Origin of the sequence: Mycobacterium sp. 852002-51961_SCH5331710 (assembly GCF_001665535.1) — a bacterium.
Classification (GTDB): Bacteria; Actinomycetota; Actinomycetes; order Mycobacteriales; family Mycobacteriaceae; genus Mycobacterium.
On record NZ_LZSQ01000044.1, the window covers coordinates 59,522 to 74,052 of the forward strand.

Here is a 14,531-nt window from a genome sequence, read left to right on the forward strand (position 1 = left end):
TGCGCGGAGTCCCTACCGGCCTGGGCCTTAAAACGAATGCGATGAAGGGTTAAGGGCGCACCGTGCCCTGTCGCCGCCGAGCGCTTCGGTCGTCAATCCAGCGCGAATCGCCCCTTACGAAACCGCTCGGCCGCACGGTGATCCACCAACTCCATCCGATCCTCGGGATGTTTCCAGTAGTGGCGCACCATCCAATAGAGCGGCACACCGGTCGGCACGTACAAGTTCAGTCCGCCTATGACTTCCTCGGTGCCATCGCGCAGGCACAGCACCACCGACCTGCCGGCCTTCCTTCCGTCCTTGGTGTCTGAGTGGTCCTTGACATCGACAACGTCGTCCCACTCCAGAACCCTCGTCTTCAGAACGTCGGCGATCTCGACCATCGCCGGGGTGAACTTGAGGTAGCCGATCCCGCCGCGCCGCACCCACGCGACGAGACCGATGACGGAGAACATAGCTGCTAGGGCAAAGAGCGGTGGTGAGAAGATCTGCAACCCACGGGACATCGGAATGTCGATTGTTCCTCGCGGCAGATAGAGCGCCAGAAGGGCACCCGATGGGGCCATGACAATCAGCCCCACGACGTACAGCACGCCCACCCGCTTGTCCGGCCAGACGGTGAATCCCGTTGGATCGTTGGATGTTCGGGTCTGCGTCTTGCCTGTGGCGGCTAGCAGTAGGCCCGCCATCATCAACACTGGAAACGTGACGAAGCCGATCAGTAGTACGGTCGTCAGGTAGTTGCCACGGAGGCCGGCCAAGATACCGCGAACGACAAAGTAGAGCAGGCCCGCCGATACGCCCATGACTAGCCAATACAGGCGTCGGTTGACCTTGGCCCAGTTCGCGGGTTCGGGAAGATTCAGTACGGACACACGACCTCACCAATGAACTTGCCCATTTCCACGCCGCCTACAGTTCCGGCGACGGCCCCGATAATGGTAAGAAGCGGCACGGCTCCTACCGCCAGGGGACCAGTCGCTGCGCCAGCTGCCGCACCGAACTCAGCGAGGCCCCAGCCTCCACCGCCGCCGGCCACCCCGGCGACCAGTGCAATGCACCGATCTTTGTCCGACTCAGCCATCACCATGTCAAAGACCGTTGTCGCGACTGTCACTGCCGGTCCGCCGAACTTCATTGTCTTTCCGATATTTTCGGCCGTTTCCGCGGTGACCATCGGCAAGGATCCGCCACGCGCGATGTGCTTCTCCAGGCCCGACATGGCAGCTGTGGTACCTGTCGATATGTTGTCGATCAGCTCGACGGGCACCGCACTGTGCCGACCGTCTGCGGTAGTGAAGCCGGCCTGTCGGTGGCCGGTGGGGGCCATCGACATCGTCCAGTTCGAGCCGTCGGCGAAAGTGATCGACGTGTAGTCGCAGTCGTTGGACAGATCATGCCACGAACTGGTCCGCGCTACAAAGTCACCGTTCTTGTCGAACTCCTCGAGCTCGTAGAAGTTCTGCTTGCTGGGCCACTCGAACGGATCCATGCGGGTGGTGACGGCCTTGCTGCCGTCCTGTTTGATCACCGTCGTCACATCCTCGCCGTACGCGTTCGTGGACTCGACGACTTCCCGCACATTCTGCTGCTGATCGGCGGAACGAATCGCCTCCTGCGCCACCGCGCCGACGGGTGTTCGGGGGTCGGCCACCTCGTCGGGTGGTCGTTGCGCCGTGGGCAGCAGGATGGCGCCAAGATCGGCTGGCAGTCCCGCCTCAACAAACCCGAACTGGCTACCTGCGGCCGTCACCGCCTTCGCCGTCGCGTCGTCGGCATCACCAACAGCGATCAGCATCGTGTTGACGGTAGCCTGCTCCTGCAAGGCCGACGCCTGCAGCTTGGCCATCTCCTCCTCGGACATGTAGACCGGGTCGACGAGCACTACCCATTGATCGGTGACGTTCAACGGACCCGCGTCGAGTTCGTCGGCCTTGGCCAACAACGCTTTACGCGCACTCCCGATCGACTCGGCACCGCGACTCAATGCCGCCGAAACCGCCTTGGCGTAATCCGAGAACGTCGACGCTTGGTGCGCCGCTCGACCGAACATTGCGCTCGCCGCGGCGTGCGACTTACCTGACCATGCCCGCGTTTCCGGCATTCGCTTGCACGCGTCGTCGATGCCTGAAACGCCATCGACGACTGTCTGCGCTGCCGTGGCAATCGACGCGGCAGACGTCGCCAACGACTCTGGATTCCAACTCTGGAGAGTCGGACGAGAGGGCAGCATAGGATCAGAACAGCCCGTCGAATTCGCCGGCCAAGGTTTCGTCAGTCACCTCGAAAGTGTCCCCGGCACCGCGCACGGCCTTGCCCATCCGAGCCACATTCTGCGCCAGGTTCTCGGCCACCTCGGTGAAATGCTCACCGACCGACCGGGCCGCCCACTGCGTTGTCGACCCGGGCAGTCCGTCGGCCGCCGCAGTGGTCGTCGGGCCCACTGCGGCTCCGGTGATGCGACCGGTGATGACATCGACGTGCGCGGCGAAGGCCCGCAGGACCTCCGGATCGACCAGCACAGACATACCCCGCCTCGAATTGATGGTGTCTAGATTCTTAACACGCCCCCGGCGCACCGGGACGCACCAAATTCGCTTCTGGGATCGCCCCGCAGGTTTCGCACCGAGACTCGGTATGTCAACTGCCCGGGTGCATCGCGATCAGCGTGTCACCCGGGCGTAGCGTGCGAAGCATCAGGCGGCTTGCCGTTCCAGCTCCCTCGTCGACTCGGCGGGCATGGACGTGGCGGCGTCCAACAATTGCTCGTGGTTGTCGCGCGCACCGCGGTAGGTCGACAGATAGTGGTCGATCTGCTCGCGGCGCAGCGGTCGCGCCCAGATGTTCTCGCTGGGTATCTCGATACCGCTGTCGTTGGACTCCGCGCGCTTGCGGGCACCAGCGCGGAATCCCGCCACTGCCGCCACCATCAACACGACCATGCCGGCCCCGATGATCCCCGCCACCGCACTTTGAGCGGCCAGCGCGTAAACGAACGTCCCGAGCGCCGCGAAACTCAGCAGCAGGGACACATACCCAACCGCAGTCGGTGGAATTCGTCCTATCGCCTTCAACATCAAAAGCACCTCTCGTAAGCTTCAACGAAACGCTACGCGCATCGTAGCGCTACGGTTAGTGTAGCGTTTTTTCAGCCGGAGATATTCCCGGCCAGAGGAGGTGCGATGGCACAGCGACGCGACGTCGACGACGGTATTACCGAGGCGACACTGGCGCTCCTGCGCACCAGAGGGCCCAACGCCGTGACCGTCGAGGCGGTGGCGGCGCGCTCCGGAATCGCCAAGACCACCATTTACCGGCGACATCGCGACCGTCGCGACATGCTTGCCGCCGCGCTGACGCGGGTGACTTCTCCTGAACCCCTCGCCGCATCAACCGCGGCACCGGATCGGTTTCGCTGGCTCATCGCAGAGGCGGTCAAGGCCATCGAGGTCGGCATCGGCTTCGGCGGCCTCGCCGCCATGCTCACCGACGACGACCCCGACTTCACCAAGCTCTTCCGTCGCATCCTGGCCAAGGAGCGGGCCGAACTGGCCTCGGTGATCGATGCGGCCAAGGCCGATGGATCGTTCCGCGCCGACATCGACGGCGCCACCCTCATCGACGCGGTGGTCGGGGCAATCATCGCCGAGCGCGCACGCACCGGCCGCGTCGCCAACGGCTGGGAAGAGCGACTGTTCGACCTCTTCTGGCCGACGGTGCGGGCCTGAACCCCACCGTGACCTGGCTGCGCACGCTGTCGGTCTGCCTGACGCGGGCTGGTACGACGTCCGTCGTACCGGCATGTCCAGCTGGCACGATGACGACCACTGGCGCGCAGATCCGAGGTTCCGATGTGTCCAATCGTCCTGTCGCCGTTGATTTTCACTTCGACGTCACGTGCCCGTTCGCATTCAGACATCGCGGTGGATCCGCGAGGTGCGCGAGCGCAGCGGCCTGGAGGTGAACTGGCGCTTCTTCAGCCTCGAGGAAATCAAATGCCAGGACGGCAAGAAGCATCCGTGGGAGCGCGAGTGGTCGTACGGCTGGTCGATGATGCGCATCGGCGCGCTGTTGCGCCGGCAGTCGATGGCCGACCACCAACGCGTCGTCGGCGCCGGCGGCTACGGCGTACCGACGCTGTTCTTCCCTGACGGGCAGTGCCTGTTCGGGCCGGTGCTCATCGACCCGCCCGCGGGGAGACGGCGCTGCGGCTGTGGGACGCCGTCGTCGCCTGGACCGAGTTCCCGCACCTCTATGAGCTGCAGCGACCTAAGACGCACGCCGACCAGCAGGCCATCACCGAGACCTGCGCCCGTATCTGGTGGCCAGCGACTGGGTCTCGATCAACCGGGGCAAAGTCGTCTCGTTCGATCCGCCGGGCTGATACGGCGCCGAGGACTGTTCCAAGCGCACCTCAACAAGCGGTAGCGTCTGGTACCAGTATTGGTACTGAAGCTGGTACCGTCGACGTATGCCTGCCTTGAACGTCAACTTCAGCGACGAGGAGATGGAGCAGTTGCGCACCGCCGCCACGGCTGCTGAGCTGTCGCTGCGCGCGTTCGTGCACCGCGCTGCGATCGATGCCGCGAGCGACCACAAACGCCGCGTGCACGAAGCCGCGAGGATCGTCGCCGAGCGCAGCGCGGAGCTCAATCGTCGCCTGGCGTGACCGAATACCTGGATCGCGAGGACGTTCTCGTCTCTGGTGCTGCGGCCGTGGGTGTCGAGCTGAGGGTGGCCGACTATGGTCTGCTCGACGCAGCGGTGGCTCGGCCGCAGGCCACCGTCTTCGGGGTCGACGCGTATCCCGACCTATTCACCAAAGCAGCGGCACTGCTGCAGTCTCTGGCGCGCAACCATGCGCTCGTTGATGGCAACAAGCGCACCGCATGGGCCGCTGCATGGACGTTCCTGTACCTCAACGGCGTCGAATTGGACTCTGGCTTCGATGTCGACGATGCCGAGGACTTCATGAATACCGTCGCCACTCAGGGGCATCTGGAGCTGGCCGACCTTGCGGACAAGCTGCTGGGGTTCGCCTCTGAATGACTGCCCATCTGGCTTAGGGGGGCCTGGTCGGCGGCGGTGTGTCCGAGGAGCGTCGCCCTACGCCGCCACCAACGACCCGAGTTCGACGTCCGGATTGTCCCGCTGGAAGCCCTCCAGTCGCCACGGCGTGGAGAACAGGACGAGCATGACGCCGTCGCTGCGGGTCAGCACTTCCGCCGACACCTGCTTGTCCATAAACTCGGCGTCTGCGGGGTCGACGATCCGCGCGACCTGATACGGCAACGACTCCAATGCAATCGGCGTGCTGAACTCCGCGGCCATCCGGTGCACGGCCACCTCGAACTGCATCGGACCCACCGCGGCCAACACCGGTGCCTGGTCCCCGCGCCGGTCCGAGCGCAGCACCTGCACGACACCCTCTTGCTCGAGCTGCTCGATTCCGCGACGAAACTGCTTGTGTTTACTGGGGTCCGTGCCGCGGGCCACCGCGAAATGCTCAGGCGAGAAGCTCGGGATCGGCGGATACTTCACGGGCGCATCGCGATACAGCGTGTCACCCGGGCGCAGCGTCGCCGCGTTCGCCAGCCCGATCACATCCCCCGGCCACGCCGTGTCCAGGGTGGAGCGCTGCTGCCCGAACACCGACTGCGCGTACTTCGTGACGAACGGCTTGCCTGTCGCCGCGTGGGTGAGCACGTCCCCACGCTCGAACGTGCCGGACACCACCCGCGCATACGCGATGCGGTCGCGGTGCGCAGAGTCCATGCCCGCCTGCACCTTGAAAACAAAAGCACTGAAAGGAGATTCGACCGTACGGCGAATGCCATCGACGTCCAGAGCTCCACTCGGCGGCGGCGCGAGTTCGACCAGGACGTCGAGCAGCTGGTTCACCCCGAAGTTCAACGCCGCCGACGTGAACAGCGCCGGGGTCGTCTCGCCGCTCAAGAACGTCTCGCGGTCGTAATCGGCGCCGTCTGCCGACAACAGCTCCGACTCCTCGACAGCGGTATCCCAGTCGACACCCGCGGCCTCGGAGGCGTCGGCCGCCGCGATGTGCTCCTCGGGGGCCGCGGTGGCACCACCCGCGGTCCGAGTGAAGCGAATGTAGTTGCCAGATCGGCGATCCAGCACACCCTTGAAATCACCGGCGATGCCCACCGGCCACGTCAGGGGAGTGGGCCGCAACCCGATCCGCGACTGGATCTCGTCGATCAGTTCCAGGGCATGCCGCCCGGGCCGGTCCCACTTGTTGATCACCGTGATGATCGGAATCCCGCGGTGCTTACACACCTGGAACAACTTAAGCGTCTGCGGCTCAAGTCCTTTCGCCGCGTCGATGAGCATCACAGCGCAGTCGACCGCCGTCAGCACCCGGTAGGTGTCCTCGGAGAAGTCGGCGTGGCCCGGGGTGTCGAGCAGGTTGATGACGCAGTCGCGGTACGGGAACTGCAATGCCGTCGAAGTGATCGAGATGCCCCTGGCCTTCTCCATCTCCATCCAGTCGGACACCGTCGATCGTCGACCCGCCTTGCCATGCACCGCGCCGGCCTCGGTGATCACCCGGGCGTGCAACGCCAGCGCCTCGGTCAACGTCGACTTACCGGCGTCGGGGTGGCTGATGACAGCGAAGGTCCTGCGCCGGCCCGCCTCGGTGGAGATACGGCCAGGTGGCGAGGCGTCGCCGCTGGGCACAGCGGTCAGGGCGGTGTCGGTCATAGCGGTAGCGATGGTATTGGCCGAGCGCCGCAACCTGTTAATCGAAGCTGGTCAGGCTTTGGGTGTCACGACGTCGCGCTGACACCCTCCGACTGCGTCGCTTGTTGCCAGTTCGCGTAGACCTCGGCGAGGAATTGCTCGACGGCGACCGCCGCGTGCCCGGCTCGGGCGGAGCCGAACATGTCGAAAGCGTGCTGCGCAAAGGGCAACTCGGCGTACGCGACCGGCTGAGTGCTGGCGTCGCGAAGCTTCGCGACGAACGCCCGCGCCTGTTCGACGGGAACCAGCGAATCGTTGGTCCCGTGCAACACGAAGAAGGGCGGGGCATCAGCAGTGATGTGATTCACCGGCGACGCGTCGGCGTAGGTCTCGAAGGCCGACTTCTGTGGTTGTTTGATGACCATCTGCTCGAGCAACTCGGGCATCGACGGATGCATCGCGTCCTCAAAACGGGTGAAGTCGTAGACACCGTAGAAGGGCACCGCGGCCTGCACCCGCGTGTCGACATCCTCGAAGCCCGGTTGGTATCGCGCGTCGTTAGGCGTGAGCGCCGCCAGCGACGACAGATGCCCGCCCGCCGAGCCGCCGGTGATTGCGATGAAGTCCGGGTCGCCGCCGTACTCGGCGATATGCGTCTTGACCCACGCCAGCGCGCGCTTGACGTCGACGATGTGATCCGGCCACGTGTTGCGCGGGCTGTGCCGGTAGTTGATCGCCACGCAGATCCAGCCGAGCTCGGCAAGGTGGCTCATCAGCGGATGCGCTTGTCCGCGTTTGTTTCCCGTCACCCAGGCGCCGCCGGGGATCTGAAACAGGACCGGCGCCTTGCCGTTCCGGTCGAGATCGGGGCGACGCCAGATGTCGAGCTGGTTGGCGCTGCTAAACTCGCCGTAGCTGATGTTGCCGTCGTGGGCGTAGTCGCGGTAGATCCGCATCATCCGCAGAGCGCCCGGCGTCTTGGCGGTGCCATCCCCTGCGGGCCGGCGCCACAGGCCCGTCGAGTCCCTGCGGCGATCAGCGCCGAGGCCCTTGTCCAACGCCTCGGTCAGCGGGGCCGCGGCTTGATGGCCCGCGCGGTTGAAGTTCAGCAGCCCGATCGCCGAAATGGCGGCCACCGCCCACGCGACTACGCGCACCGGACGGGCCAGGCGGCGACTGGTCAACGCCAGCCCACCGAGCTGGCTGGCGAGCGTCTGCAGCGGGAACTCGCTCACCACCATCCCGAAGCCGAACGCAAAGATCGACGGATAGCCCTTGCGCGCCAGCGGCCGGTAACCGTTGAGTGTCGAGGCCGCGGTGACCGCCGTGACAACTACCGCTGCGACCTGCCGGGCGACGTGGCCGATACGCGCCTTCTTCATGCGGCCACCATACGAGGCCGCCCTGGGTGCGGTCATGACTGTGCCTGCTCACCGCCGCGGGACCCGTCCACGAGGAACGGCCGCCGCCACGCTATGGGAGAATTTCGGCATTCGCATCGGCGTGACGGTGCGACTCGCGGGGGGTTCCGCCTGGCACAGACCGACAAGGCCGTCGGTAGCGCTCCGTCACGCCTTGACCTGCATGTTTGGAGTTTCCATGGGCGTCCACAGGACTTCCGAGGCCGGACCTTCCGCCTCGCCGATCGCGGCGGGGCTCATCTGGCTCGGTGGCGGTGAGCAGCGCGACAGGGCTGCCCGCCATGAGCGATCGACCCTGGTCAGCGCCGGCGTGGTGGTGCTGGTGGCGATGCTGCTGGCGTGGCTGGTAGCCGCTGCCGCACTGGCCCAGTCGACATCCTGGCCGCTCGCGGCCGTCATCGCGATGACCTCGGTGTTCGGCCTGCTGATCGGCGCTCTGAGCCGCGCGATTGCCACCGGAGCGGTCCGCGGTTCCGGGATGCCGGGACGCGCCGCTGTCGCGGCCGCAGTCGGGCTTGTGGTCGGTGAGCTTGCCGCCGTCGTCGTGTTCTCCGGATCCGCCGATCGGCTGCTCGACGAGCGGGCCGCGCGCACCGCCGAGGCCAGCCCGGCCGTCGCGCAGGCCGCAGGGGACCTGGACCAGAGCCGGGCCGCGCGCGGTGAGCTCGACGCTGCGGTCGAGCGGGCCGTGCAACGCCGCCAGGACGCGTTGGTGGTGGCTCGCTGCGAGTTCAATCCGCGGCCCGAGTGCCCGCAGACCGTCATCACCGGTGTGCCGGGCGCCGGGCCCGAGAACCGGACGGCGAACGACTTCCTCGCCGACGCCCAGGGCAGCCTCGACGCCGCGCTGGCCGACCGTGACCTTCGCGCACCCGCGCTCGACGCCGAAGTTGTAGATGCCGAGCGGGATCTGGGGGAGGCCCGGCAAGCCGCAATGGCTGACGCGGATCGCGGACTGGGCGCGCGGTGGGTCGCGATGAACGACCACACGCTGGCGAACCCGGGTGCGCTGGTGCTGCGCTTGCTTGTCGACGGCTTCTTCGTTCTGTCGAGCCTGCTGCCGCTGATCCTGCGGCGGTGGCGGGGCGAGACGTCGCAGGATCGCGGAATCGCGGCCGATGTCGTACGGGATCGCGCCGAGCTGGATGCCGACACAGCAGTCGCGGTGAAGCGGGCCGAGGTGCGTGCGGCCATCGACACGATGTGGGCGGAACAGCAGCTGGCGAGCGCGCGGATGGCCGTCGAGGCGCAGCTGGAGATCGACCGTGAGCAGCAGCGCCGCCGGGTGATGGAGGCGATCGATACCGCCAGTCCCGTACGCGCCGAGCGCATTTCGGAGGCTGAGGATGTGTACTTGTCGATCGCCGCGGAGGCTGAGGCGGCGAGTCTCGTTGCGGGACAGGTGCCGGCGGGCGAGGAGCCCGCCGTAGCCGAAGTAGAGAACTTGCCCGCACCGGTCGAGGAGGGCGGTTCCGTGGAGCAAGCCGACGAAGCCGGACGTCCGCTGATTCCCGGTATCCCAGATGTCACCCGTGCCGCCGCGCGCTGGATTCGCCCGCTGGTGCCGCCGATCATCGTCAACGCGATCGACACCACCACCAAGCCGTTGCGCAGTGCACGACAAGTCTTCGAGGAGACTGAGGAGATCCACTTCTCGATGCGACGCACCCGCAAGGTGACCACTCAGGTCGAGGAGAGTGATGACGTTGCGGGAGAACGGGCTACCGATGAGACCAGCGGAACGCGGAGAGCGTCGACAGTCCGAGGCGACGATCACGTCCGCGGCTACGGCCAGGTCGGTGCCGGGCAGGAACACGCGTCATCCGCGATGACGAGGGGCAAGGGCCACGCTGAACTCACCGGGGGCCGGTCGCGCGAACTGAGCGGACGTCGTGGCCCACGGGAACTCCCGCCCGGGCGTTAGCTCTTCGCGGCGGCGCGCACCTGTTTGTCGATTCGCTTGATGAGCCGGTCGTCGACGACGATCTCGAGCGTGACCGAGCCGAAGTCGACATCGCCAGGCGCGTAACGCAACACCCCGGGCATCTCTTCGACGAGTTGAACGAGTTCGTCGATGAACGCATGGAATCCGTCGAGCGGGATGTCCATCAGCAGCGAGCAGTCGGCCAACAGTCCGGTGTACTTCGAGGGCACGCTGACGTCACGGCACCGCTCGGCGAGCGCGAGGAACCGCTCGTGGAGGTCCATCAGACGGTTGGCCACGTGCAGGATTCCGTCGGCGTCGGCGGTGCTTTCGTCGTCGCTGTCACCGAACACGCCCATGAATGCCGGTGCACGGATGAAGGACTCGAGGCGATGAGCAAGCTCGTACAGGTCGTCGAGGCAGTCCTCGACGAAGACGGCGACCTCTGTACCGTTCCGCGCGTACCGGCTCGGCGCATCTGTGTAGCGCAGATCGAGATCGCGAAGTCGCGGTCGCACGTCTGCAAGGCGTTGTACGAGCACCGACACGAAGACCGCCCACCGCCACTCGGTGGGCCTCTCCCGAAGCAGCGCGTCGAGCCCGCTTGCGGTGTAGGCGATTGCGGCGAAGCGCCGTTCATCGTCGGACGCGTCCGCCGACGGTACCGACGGCTGAGGCGAGATCGACCGCATCAACTCGGCCCCTTCGACGCCGTAGACACCCCTGCCGTCACCGAGTTGCGCCCACCGATGCTGGCGGTCGGCGCGGTGCGCCAGGATTTCGGCCTCGCGGGCGGCAGCCAGCCGGCGCTCCTGCTCGCGACGGACAAGCGCCCGGACCGCGAAGAACAGCCCGACCGCCACGCCGACGCCGATGATGATCCAGTAGTAGGTGACGACGAACCAGATCAGGAGCAGGACGCCGAAAACGCCGGCCACTCCACCGGAATCCGAACCGCGGCTTGCCATCACGACGGCCCATTGACCTTGGCGAACATCTCGAGCACCTACAGCGGCTGCGTGTAGCCGATCTCGCGTGCCCACTCGACGACCGCCGGCTTGGCGTCCAGGCACATCGTGTTCACCGCCGACAGCAGCACGATCGCCGACTCCGCCGGCGCGAACCCCGTCCTCTGCAGCTTGCCCAGCACCACCGGTGGCGGCGCCCCGAAGCGAAGGTCGTGACAGAGCTCCTTGCCGATGTCGATCATGTCGACCATCGAGCTGTAGTAGACGCCCATGTTGTCGAGCTGGGCGATGAAGTCGTACTGATCGGCGTGCGCCGGACTCGACGACAGCACCGCTCCGCAGACCGCGAGCGCGCCCGCGATTACCCCACGTCCGCGCATGATCCCCCCTTGATATAGCGCTTGAGGTTGACCATAGGGCCGCCCACCGACAAATCCGGGGCACCGGCCTCACCCGGAGTGACGGACCCCGTGGCTAACATCGAGACCAAGCTTCATGGGGGAGGGTTCGACATGCGGTGGCGGCATCGAAGCACGGCACGGAGGCGCCGATGACGATCACCCCTACCGACACCCCGCGGCTGGCCAACCGCGCCGAGCGGCGCGTCTACCAGGCACTCGTCGAACAACTTCAGCCCAACGACCTCGTCATCGCCGGCCAACGAGTCACCGACCATCTGAAGGACCACGAGGTCGACTTCGTCGTCGCCATCGAAGGCGCCGGCATCGTGTGCTTGGAGGTCAAGGGCGGAGAGGTGTGGCATGACGGAGTGACCTGGCGTCAGAAGCGTGGAGGACGTGAGCACATCATCGAGCCGGTGCGCCAGGCCCGCGAAGCGTGCTACGCCCTGCGCGATTACATCGAGAAGGACCCGCGCTGGTCGCAGGGGCGGCTGCGCTGGGACCACGTCGTGGTCCTGCCCAACACCGAACTTCCTGACGACTTCGCACTCTCGGACTGCCCACGCTGGAAGGTCATCGACCGCAACGATCTCAAGAACATCGACGGCAAGCTGCGCCACGTATTGGTCAGCCAGGAACTCGACCGTCCGCTGCTCAACGCTGATGGCATCGACCAGATCATCACCGCGCTGAGCGGACGCGGGCTGCCGCAGCGCGACGTCGTCGCGCGGGCCCTGGCCAATGAGGACGCTGCCGACGCGCTCACCGAGCATCAGGCAGTGATCCTCGACGCGACTCGGCTGCTCAACCGCATCGAGGTCCGCGGCGGCGCGGGAACCGGCAAGACGTTCCTCGCGATGGAGCAGGCCCGCCGGCTGGCCCAGCGGGGCCAACGCGTCGCCCTCGTCTGTTACTCCCACGGTCTCGCTTCATATTTGGAGCGCATCACCGCAACGTGGTCGCGACGCCAGCAGCCCGGCTACGTCGGCGAGTTCCACGCGCTCGGCGTCCTGTGGGGCGCACCCGAGGGACCGGACGAATCGCTGCGCACCGAGGAGACAGTCAAGTTCTGGGAACACGATCTCCCGGTGCAAATGGCTGAGCTGGCAATGCAACTCGAACCTGGGCATAGGTTCGACTCCATCGTCGTCGACGAGGCGCAGGACTTCGCCGACTCGTGGTGGGAGCCGCTGCTGATCGCGCTCAAGGATCCCGATGAGGGCGGCCTGTACGTGTTCACTGACGAGGGGCAGCGCGTCTTCAATCGTTACGGGTCTCCGCCGGTGCCGTTGTTACCGCTGATTCTCGACCACAATCTGCGCAACACCCGCCAGATCGCGAATGCGTTCCAACCACTGGTCGACCACCCGATGCGGTTCCTCGGCGGCGAGGGGCCTGCTGTCGAGTTCATCGCCTGTGACCGTGTGGACGCGATGGATGTCGGCGACGACCAGATCGAGGCATTACTCGAAGAGGGTTGGCGGCCCGAGGATCTCGCGTTGTTGACGACGGGCAGTCGGCATCCCGAGCAGGCCGAGCGGCAGAAGGAAGGCCACAAGGCGTACTGGGATACCTTCTGGGACAGCGACCAAGTGTTCTACGGTCACGTGCTTGGCTTCAAGGGGCTCGAGCGACGTGCGGTCGTCTTGGTGGTCAACGATTCGGGCCAGTTCGAGCGCTCCCGCGAACGCCTCTACGTCGGATTGTCGCGGGCTCGCGACCGTCTCGTCGTGTGCGGCGACCCTGACTTCATCCGCGAGGTCGGCGGCCCTGACTTGGCGCGTCGCCTGGGCGTGTCTTCGGCATAGATTTCGACGGCCAGCCCGTCAGCGCGAGGTCCGCGATGGCGTGGAGATCGGCGCGGTCGGCCCCGCTTCGCGCCTGGATCGCGATCCCCTGGCATACCGCTGCGATCCAGCGTGCCAACGCCAGAGTGTCGACATCCGGTAGTTCTCCGTCGGCCACCGCCGTCGCGAACCGCTCGGCGAGAGCTTGCACAGTCGCCTCCCGCCACTCGGCCAAGCCGGGTGCCTCGCCGACGGTCAGGCACCCCCGCACATCACCACTGACCGCGTCTGCCGCACCATGCACCATGGCCTCGGCGACCTCGCGGGCTGTCGGTCGTTTCAGCGCATCGGCGGTATAGCTGCTCGGCCCTGCGAGGTATCGCCGCATGGCTCGCTCGAAAAGCTGTTCCTTGGAACCGAATTCGGCGTAAATGCTGCGTCGGTTCAAACCGGTTGCGGCGGTGACGTCGGATATCGAGACACCGTCGAAGCCGTGCGCCCAGAACAGCTTCATCGCGGTGTCCTCGACCTGTTCGGGGTCGTATCCCCGGGGGCGACCTACGGCCACCGTCGCCCCACCTCCTCTGCTGTGATGCCGGTCACATCGGGGAATGCTGACCGGACGAACGGGTTTGACCTGAGCATACTAAGTAACAAATCGGTTCGAAACTGCCAGGAGGCTTGATCATGAGTGCAGCACCACTCGCCGGACGCCGAGCATTGGTCACGGGAGGATCGCGCGGAATCGGCGCTGAGATCGTTCGGCGATTGAGTGCTGACGGCGCGGCCGTCGCGTTCACCTATTCGGCGTCGGCCGCGAATGCCGAGAATCTGACCGCTGAACTATCCGGGAACGGCGCGATAGTGGTGGCTATTCAGGCGGACGCCGCCGACGGCGCGCAAAGTGCCGCCGCCGTTGAGCGTGCTGTCGAAGATCTCGGCGGGCTGGACATCGTGGTGAACAATGCCGGTGTCGCGCACATCGCGCCGATCGACGACTTCCCGGCAGAAGAGTTCGAACGTCTCGTGGCGATCAACATCGGCAGCACCTACTGGACCACGCGGACAGCGATCAAGCATCTGGGTGAGGGTGCCCGCATCATCAACATCGGCAGCATCAACGCCGACCGCATTCCCGGTCCCGGGTTGTCGGTGTACGGCTTGACCAAGGGCGCGATGTCATCGTTCACCCGCGGGCTCGCGCGTGACCTCGGCGACCGCGGCATCACCGTCAACAACGTGCAGCCGGTGACCGCGCTCACTGAAACTCCCCACTGACGCTCATCGAAATTCCCCACCCGTGTGGCTCCGCCGAGAGGGGCGGG

At 66.0% G+C, this 14,531-nt stretch carries 14 protein-coding genes and 2 pseudogenes; 7 read left to right on the forward strand and 9 right to left on the reverse strand.

What is annotated here, in order from left to right; genetic code table 11:
• Positions 1-92: 92 nt before the first annotated feature.
• The 4 genes from A5752_RS07335 to A5752_RS07350 all read right to left on the reverse strand — a co-directional run bounded on the left by A5752_RS07335 (position 93) and on the right by A5752_RS07350 (position 3,032).
• Positions 93-875: a hypothetical protein gene (locus A5752_RS07335; RefSeq protein WP_067083750.1), complete on the reverse strand. Its 783-nt coding sequence runs from the start codon at positions 873-875 to the stop codon at positions 93-95.
• Positions 863-2,188, reverse strand: a complete 1,326-nt coding sequence (locus tag A5752_RS07340) for a hypothetical protein (protein WP_231983348.1) — start codon at positions 2,186-2,188, stop codon at positions 863-865. The genes A5752_RS07335 and A5752_RS07340 overlap by 13 nt, the downstream gene beginning before the upstream one ends.
• A 49-nt stretch (positions 2,189-2,237) precedes the next feature.
• Positions 2,238-2,522, reverse strand: coding sequence for a type VII secretion target (locus A5752_RS07345; RefSeq protein WP_067083755.1), 285 nt, complete (start codon positions 2,520-2,522; stop codon positions 2,238-2,240).
• A gap of 174 nt (positions 2,523-2,696) precedes the next feature.
• Positions 2,697-3,032, reverse strand: a complete 336-nt coding sequence (locus A5752_RS07350) for a hypothetical protein (protein WP_353612393.1) — start codon at positions 3,030-3,032, stop codon at positions 2,697-2,699.
• A gap of 150 nt (positions 3,033-3,182) precedes the next feature.
• Between A5752_RS07350 and A5752_RS07355 the strand changes: the two genes are divergently transcribed.
• The 4 genes and pseudogenes from A5752_RS07355 (at position 3,183) to A5752_RS07365 (ending at position 5,049) form a co-directional block, all read left to right on the forward strand.
• Positions 3,183-3,728 carry a TetR/AcrR family transcriptional regulator gene (locus A5752_RS07355; protein ID WP_067083759.1) on the forward strand — a complete coding sequence of 182 codons (546 nt, stop codon included), beginning with the start codon at positions 3,183-3,185 and terminating at the stop codon, positions 3,726-3,728.
• A gap of 89 nt (positions 3,729-3,817) precedes the next feature.
• A pseudogene (locus A5752_RS27060) lies at positions 3,818-4,384 on the forward strand (mycothiol-dependent nitroreductase Rv2466c family protein).
• An 87-nt stretch (positions 4,385-4,471) separates the two neighbouring features.
• On the forward strand, positions 4,472-4,669 hold the full coding sequence (locus A5752_RS07360; protein ID WP_067083760.1) for an antitoxin Phd: 198 nt from the start codon (positions 4,472-4,474) through the stop codon (positions 4,667-4,669).
• On the forward strand, positions 4,666-5,049 hold the full coding sequence (locus A5752_RS07365) for a type II toxin-antitoxin system death-on-curing family toxin (RefSeq protein ID WP_067083762.1): 384 nt from the start codon (positions 4,666-4,668) through the stop codon (positions 5,047-5,049). The genes A5752_RS07360 and A5752_RS07365 overlap by 4 nt, the downstream gene beginning before the upstream one ends.
• 57 nt (positions 5,050-5,106) lie before the next feature.
• On the opposite strand, the gene A5752_RS07370 is transcribed toward A5752_RS07365, so the two are convergent.
• A complete protein-coding gene (locus tag A5752_RS07370) occupies positions 5,107-6,726 on the reverse strand; it encodes a peptide chain release factor 3 (protein ID WP_067083764.1) in 1,620 nt (539 codons plus the stop codon).
• A 65-nt stretch (positions 6,727-6,791) separates the two neighbouring features.
• Complete coding sequence (locus A5752_RS07375) at positions 6,792-8,087, reverse strand: alpha/beta hydrolase (RefSeq protein ID WP_067083766.1); 1,296 nt, start codon at positions 8,085-8,087, stop codon at positions 6,792-6,794.
• A gap of 217 nt (positions 8,088-8,304) precedes the next feature.
• Here A5752_RS07375 and A5752_RS07380 point away from each other — a divergent pair, with 217 nt between their 5' ends.
• Positions 8,305-10,050, forward strand: coding sequence for a DUF4407 domain-containing protein (locus A5752_RS07380; protein WP_082963794.1), 1,746 nt, complete (start codon positions 8,305-8,307; stop codon positions 10,048-10,050).
• Here A5752_RS07380 and A5752_RS07385 read toward each other — a convergent pair.
• Together A5752_RS07385 and A5752_RS07390 are read right to left on the reverse strand one after the other, a co-directional pair.
• Complete coding sequence (locus A5752_RS07385; RefSeq protein WP_067083768.1) at positions 10,047-11,018, reverse strand: hypothetical protein; 972 nt, start codon at positions 11,016-11,018, stop codon at positions 10,047-10,049. The genes A5752_RS07380 and A5752_RS07385 overlap by 4 nt on opposite strands.
• A gap of 38 nt (positions 11,019-11,056) precedes the next feature.
• Positions 11,057-11,398, reverse strand: a complete 342-nt coding sequence (locus A5752_RS07390) for a DUF732 domain-containing protein (protein ID WP_067083770.1) — start codon at positions 11,396-11,398, stop codon at positions 11,057-11,059.
• Between the two features lie 170 nt (positions 11,399-11,568).
• Here A5752_RS07390 and A5752_RS07395 point away from each other — a divergent pair, with 170 nt between their 5' ends.
• Positions 11,569-13,227 carry a nuclease-related domain-containing DEAD/DEAH box helicase gene (locus tag A5752_RS07395; RefSeq protein ID WP_067083789.1) on the forward strand — a complete coding sequence of 553 codons (1,659 nt, stop codon included), beginning with the start codon at positions 11,569-11,571 and terminating at the stop codon, positions 13,225-13,227.
• Here the strand turns inward: A5752_RS07395 and A5752_RS07400 are convergent.
• Positions 13,169-13,774: a TetR/AcrR family transcriptional regulator gene (locus A5752_RS07400; protein ID WP_067083772.1), complete on the reverse strand. Its 606-nt coding sequence runs from the start codon at positions 13,772-13,774 to the stop codon at positions 13,169-13,171. The two genes, A5752_RS07395 and A5752_RS07400, sit on opposite strands and share 59 nt — an antisense overlap.
• 119 nt (positions 13,775-13,893) lie before the next feature.
• Here A5752_RS07400 and A5752_RS07405 point away from each other — a divergent pair.
• Positions 13,894-14,472: pseudogene (locus A5752_RS07405) on the forward strand (SDR family NAD(P)-dependent oxidoreductase); the annotation flags it as partial.
• Positions 14,473-14,531 lie beyond the last annotated feature (59 nt).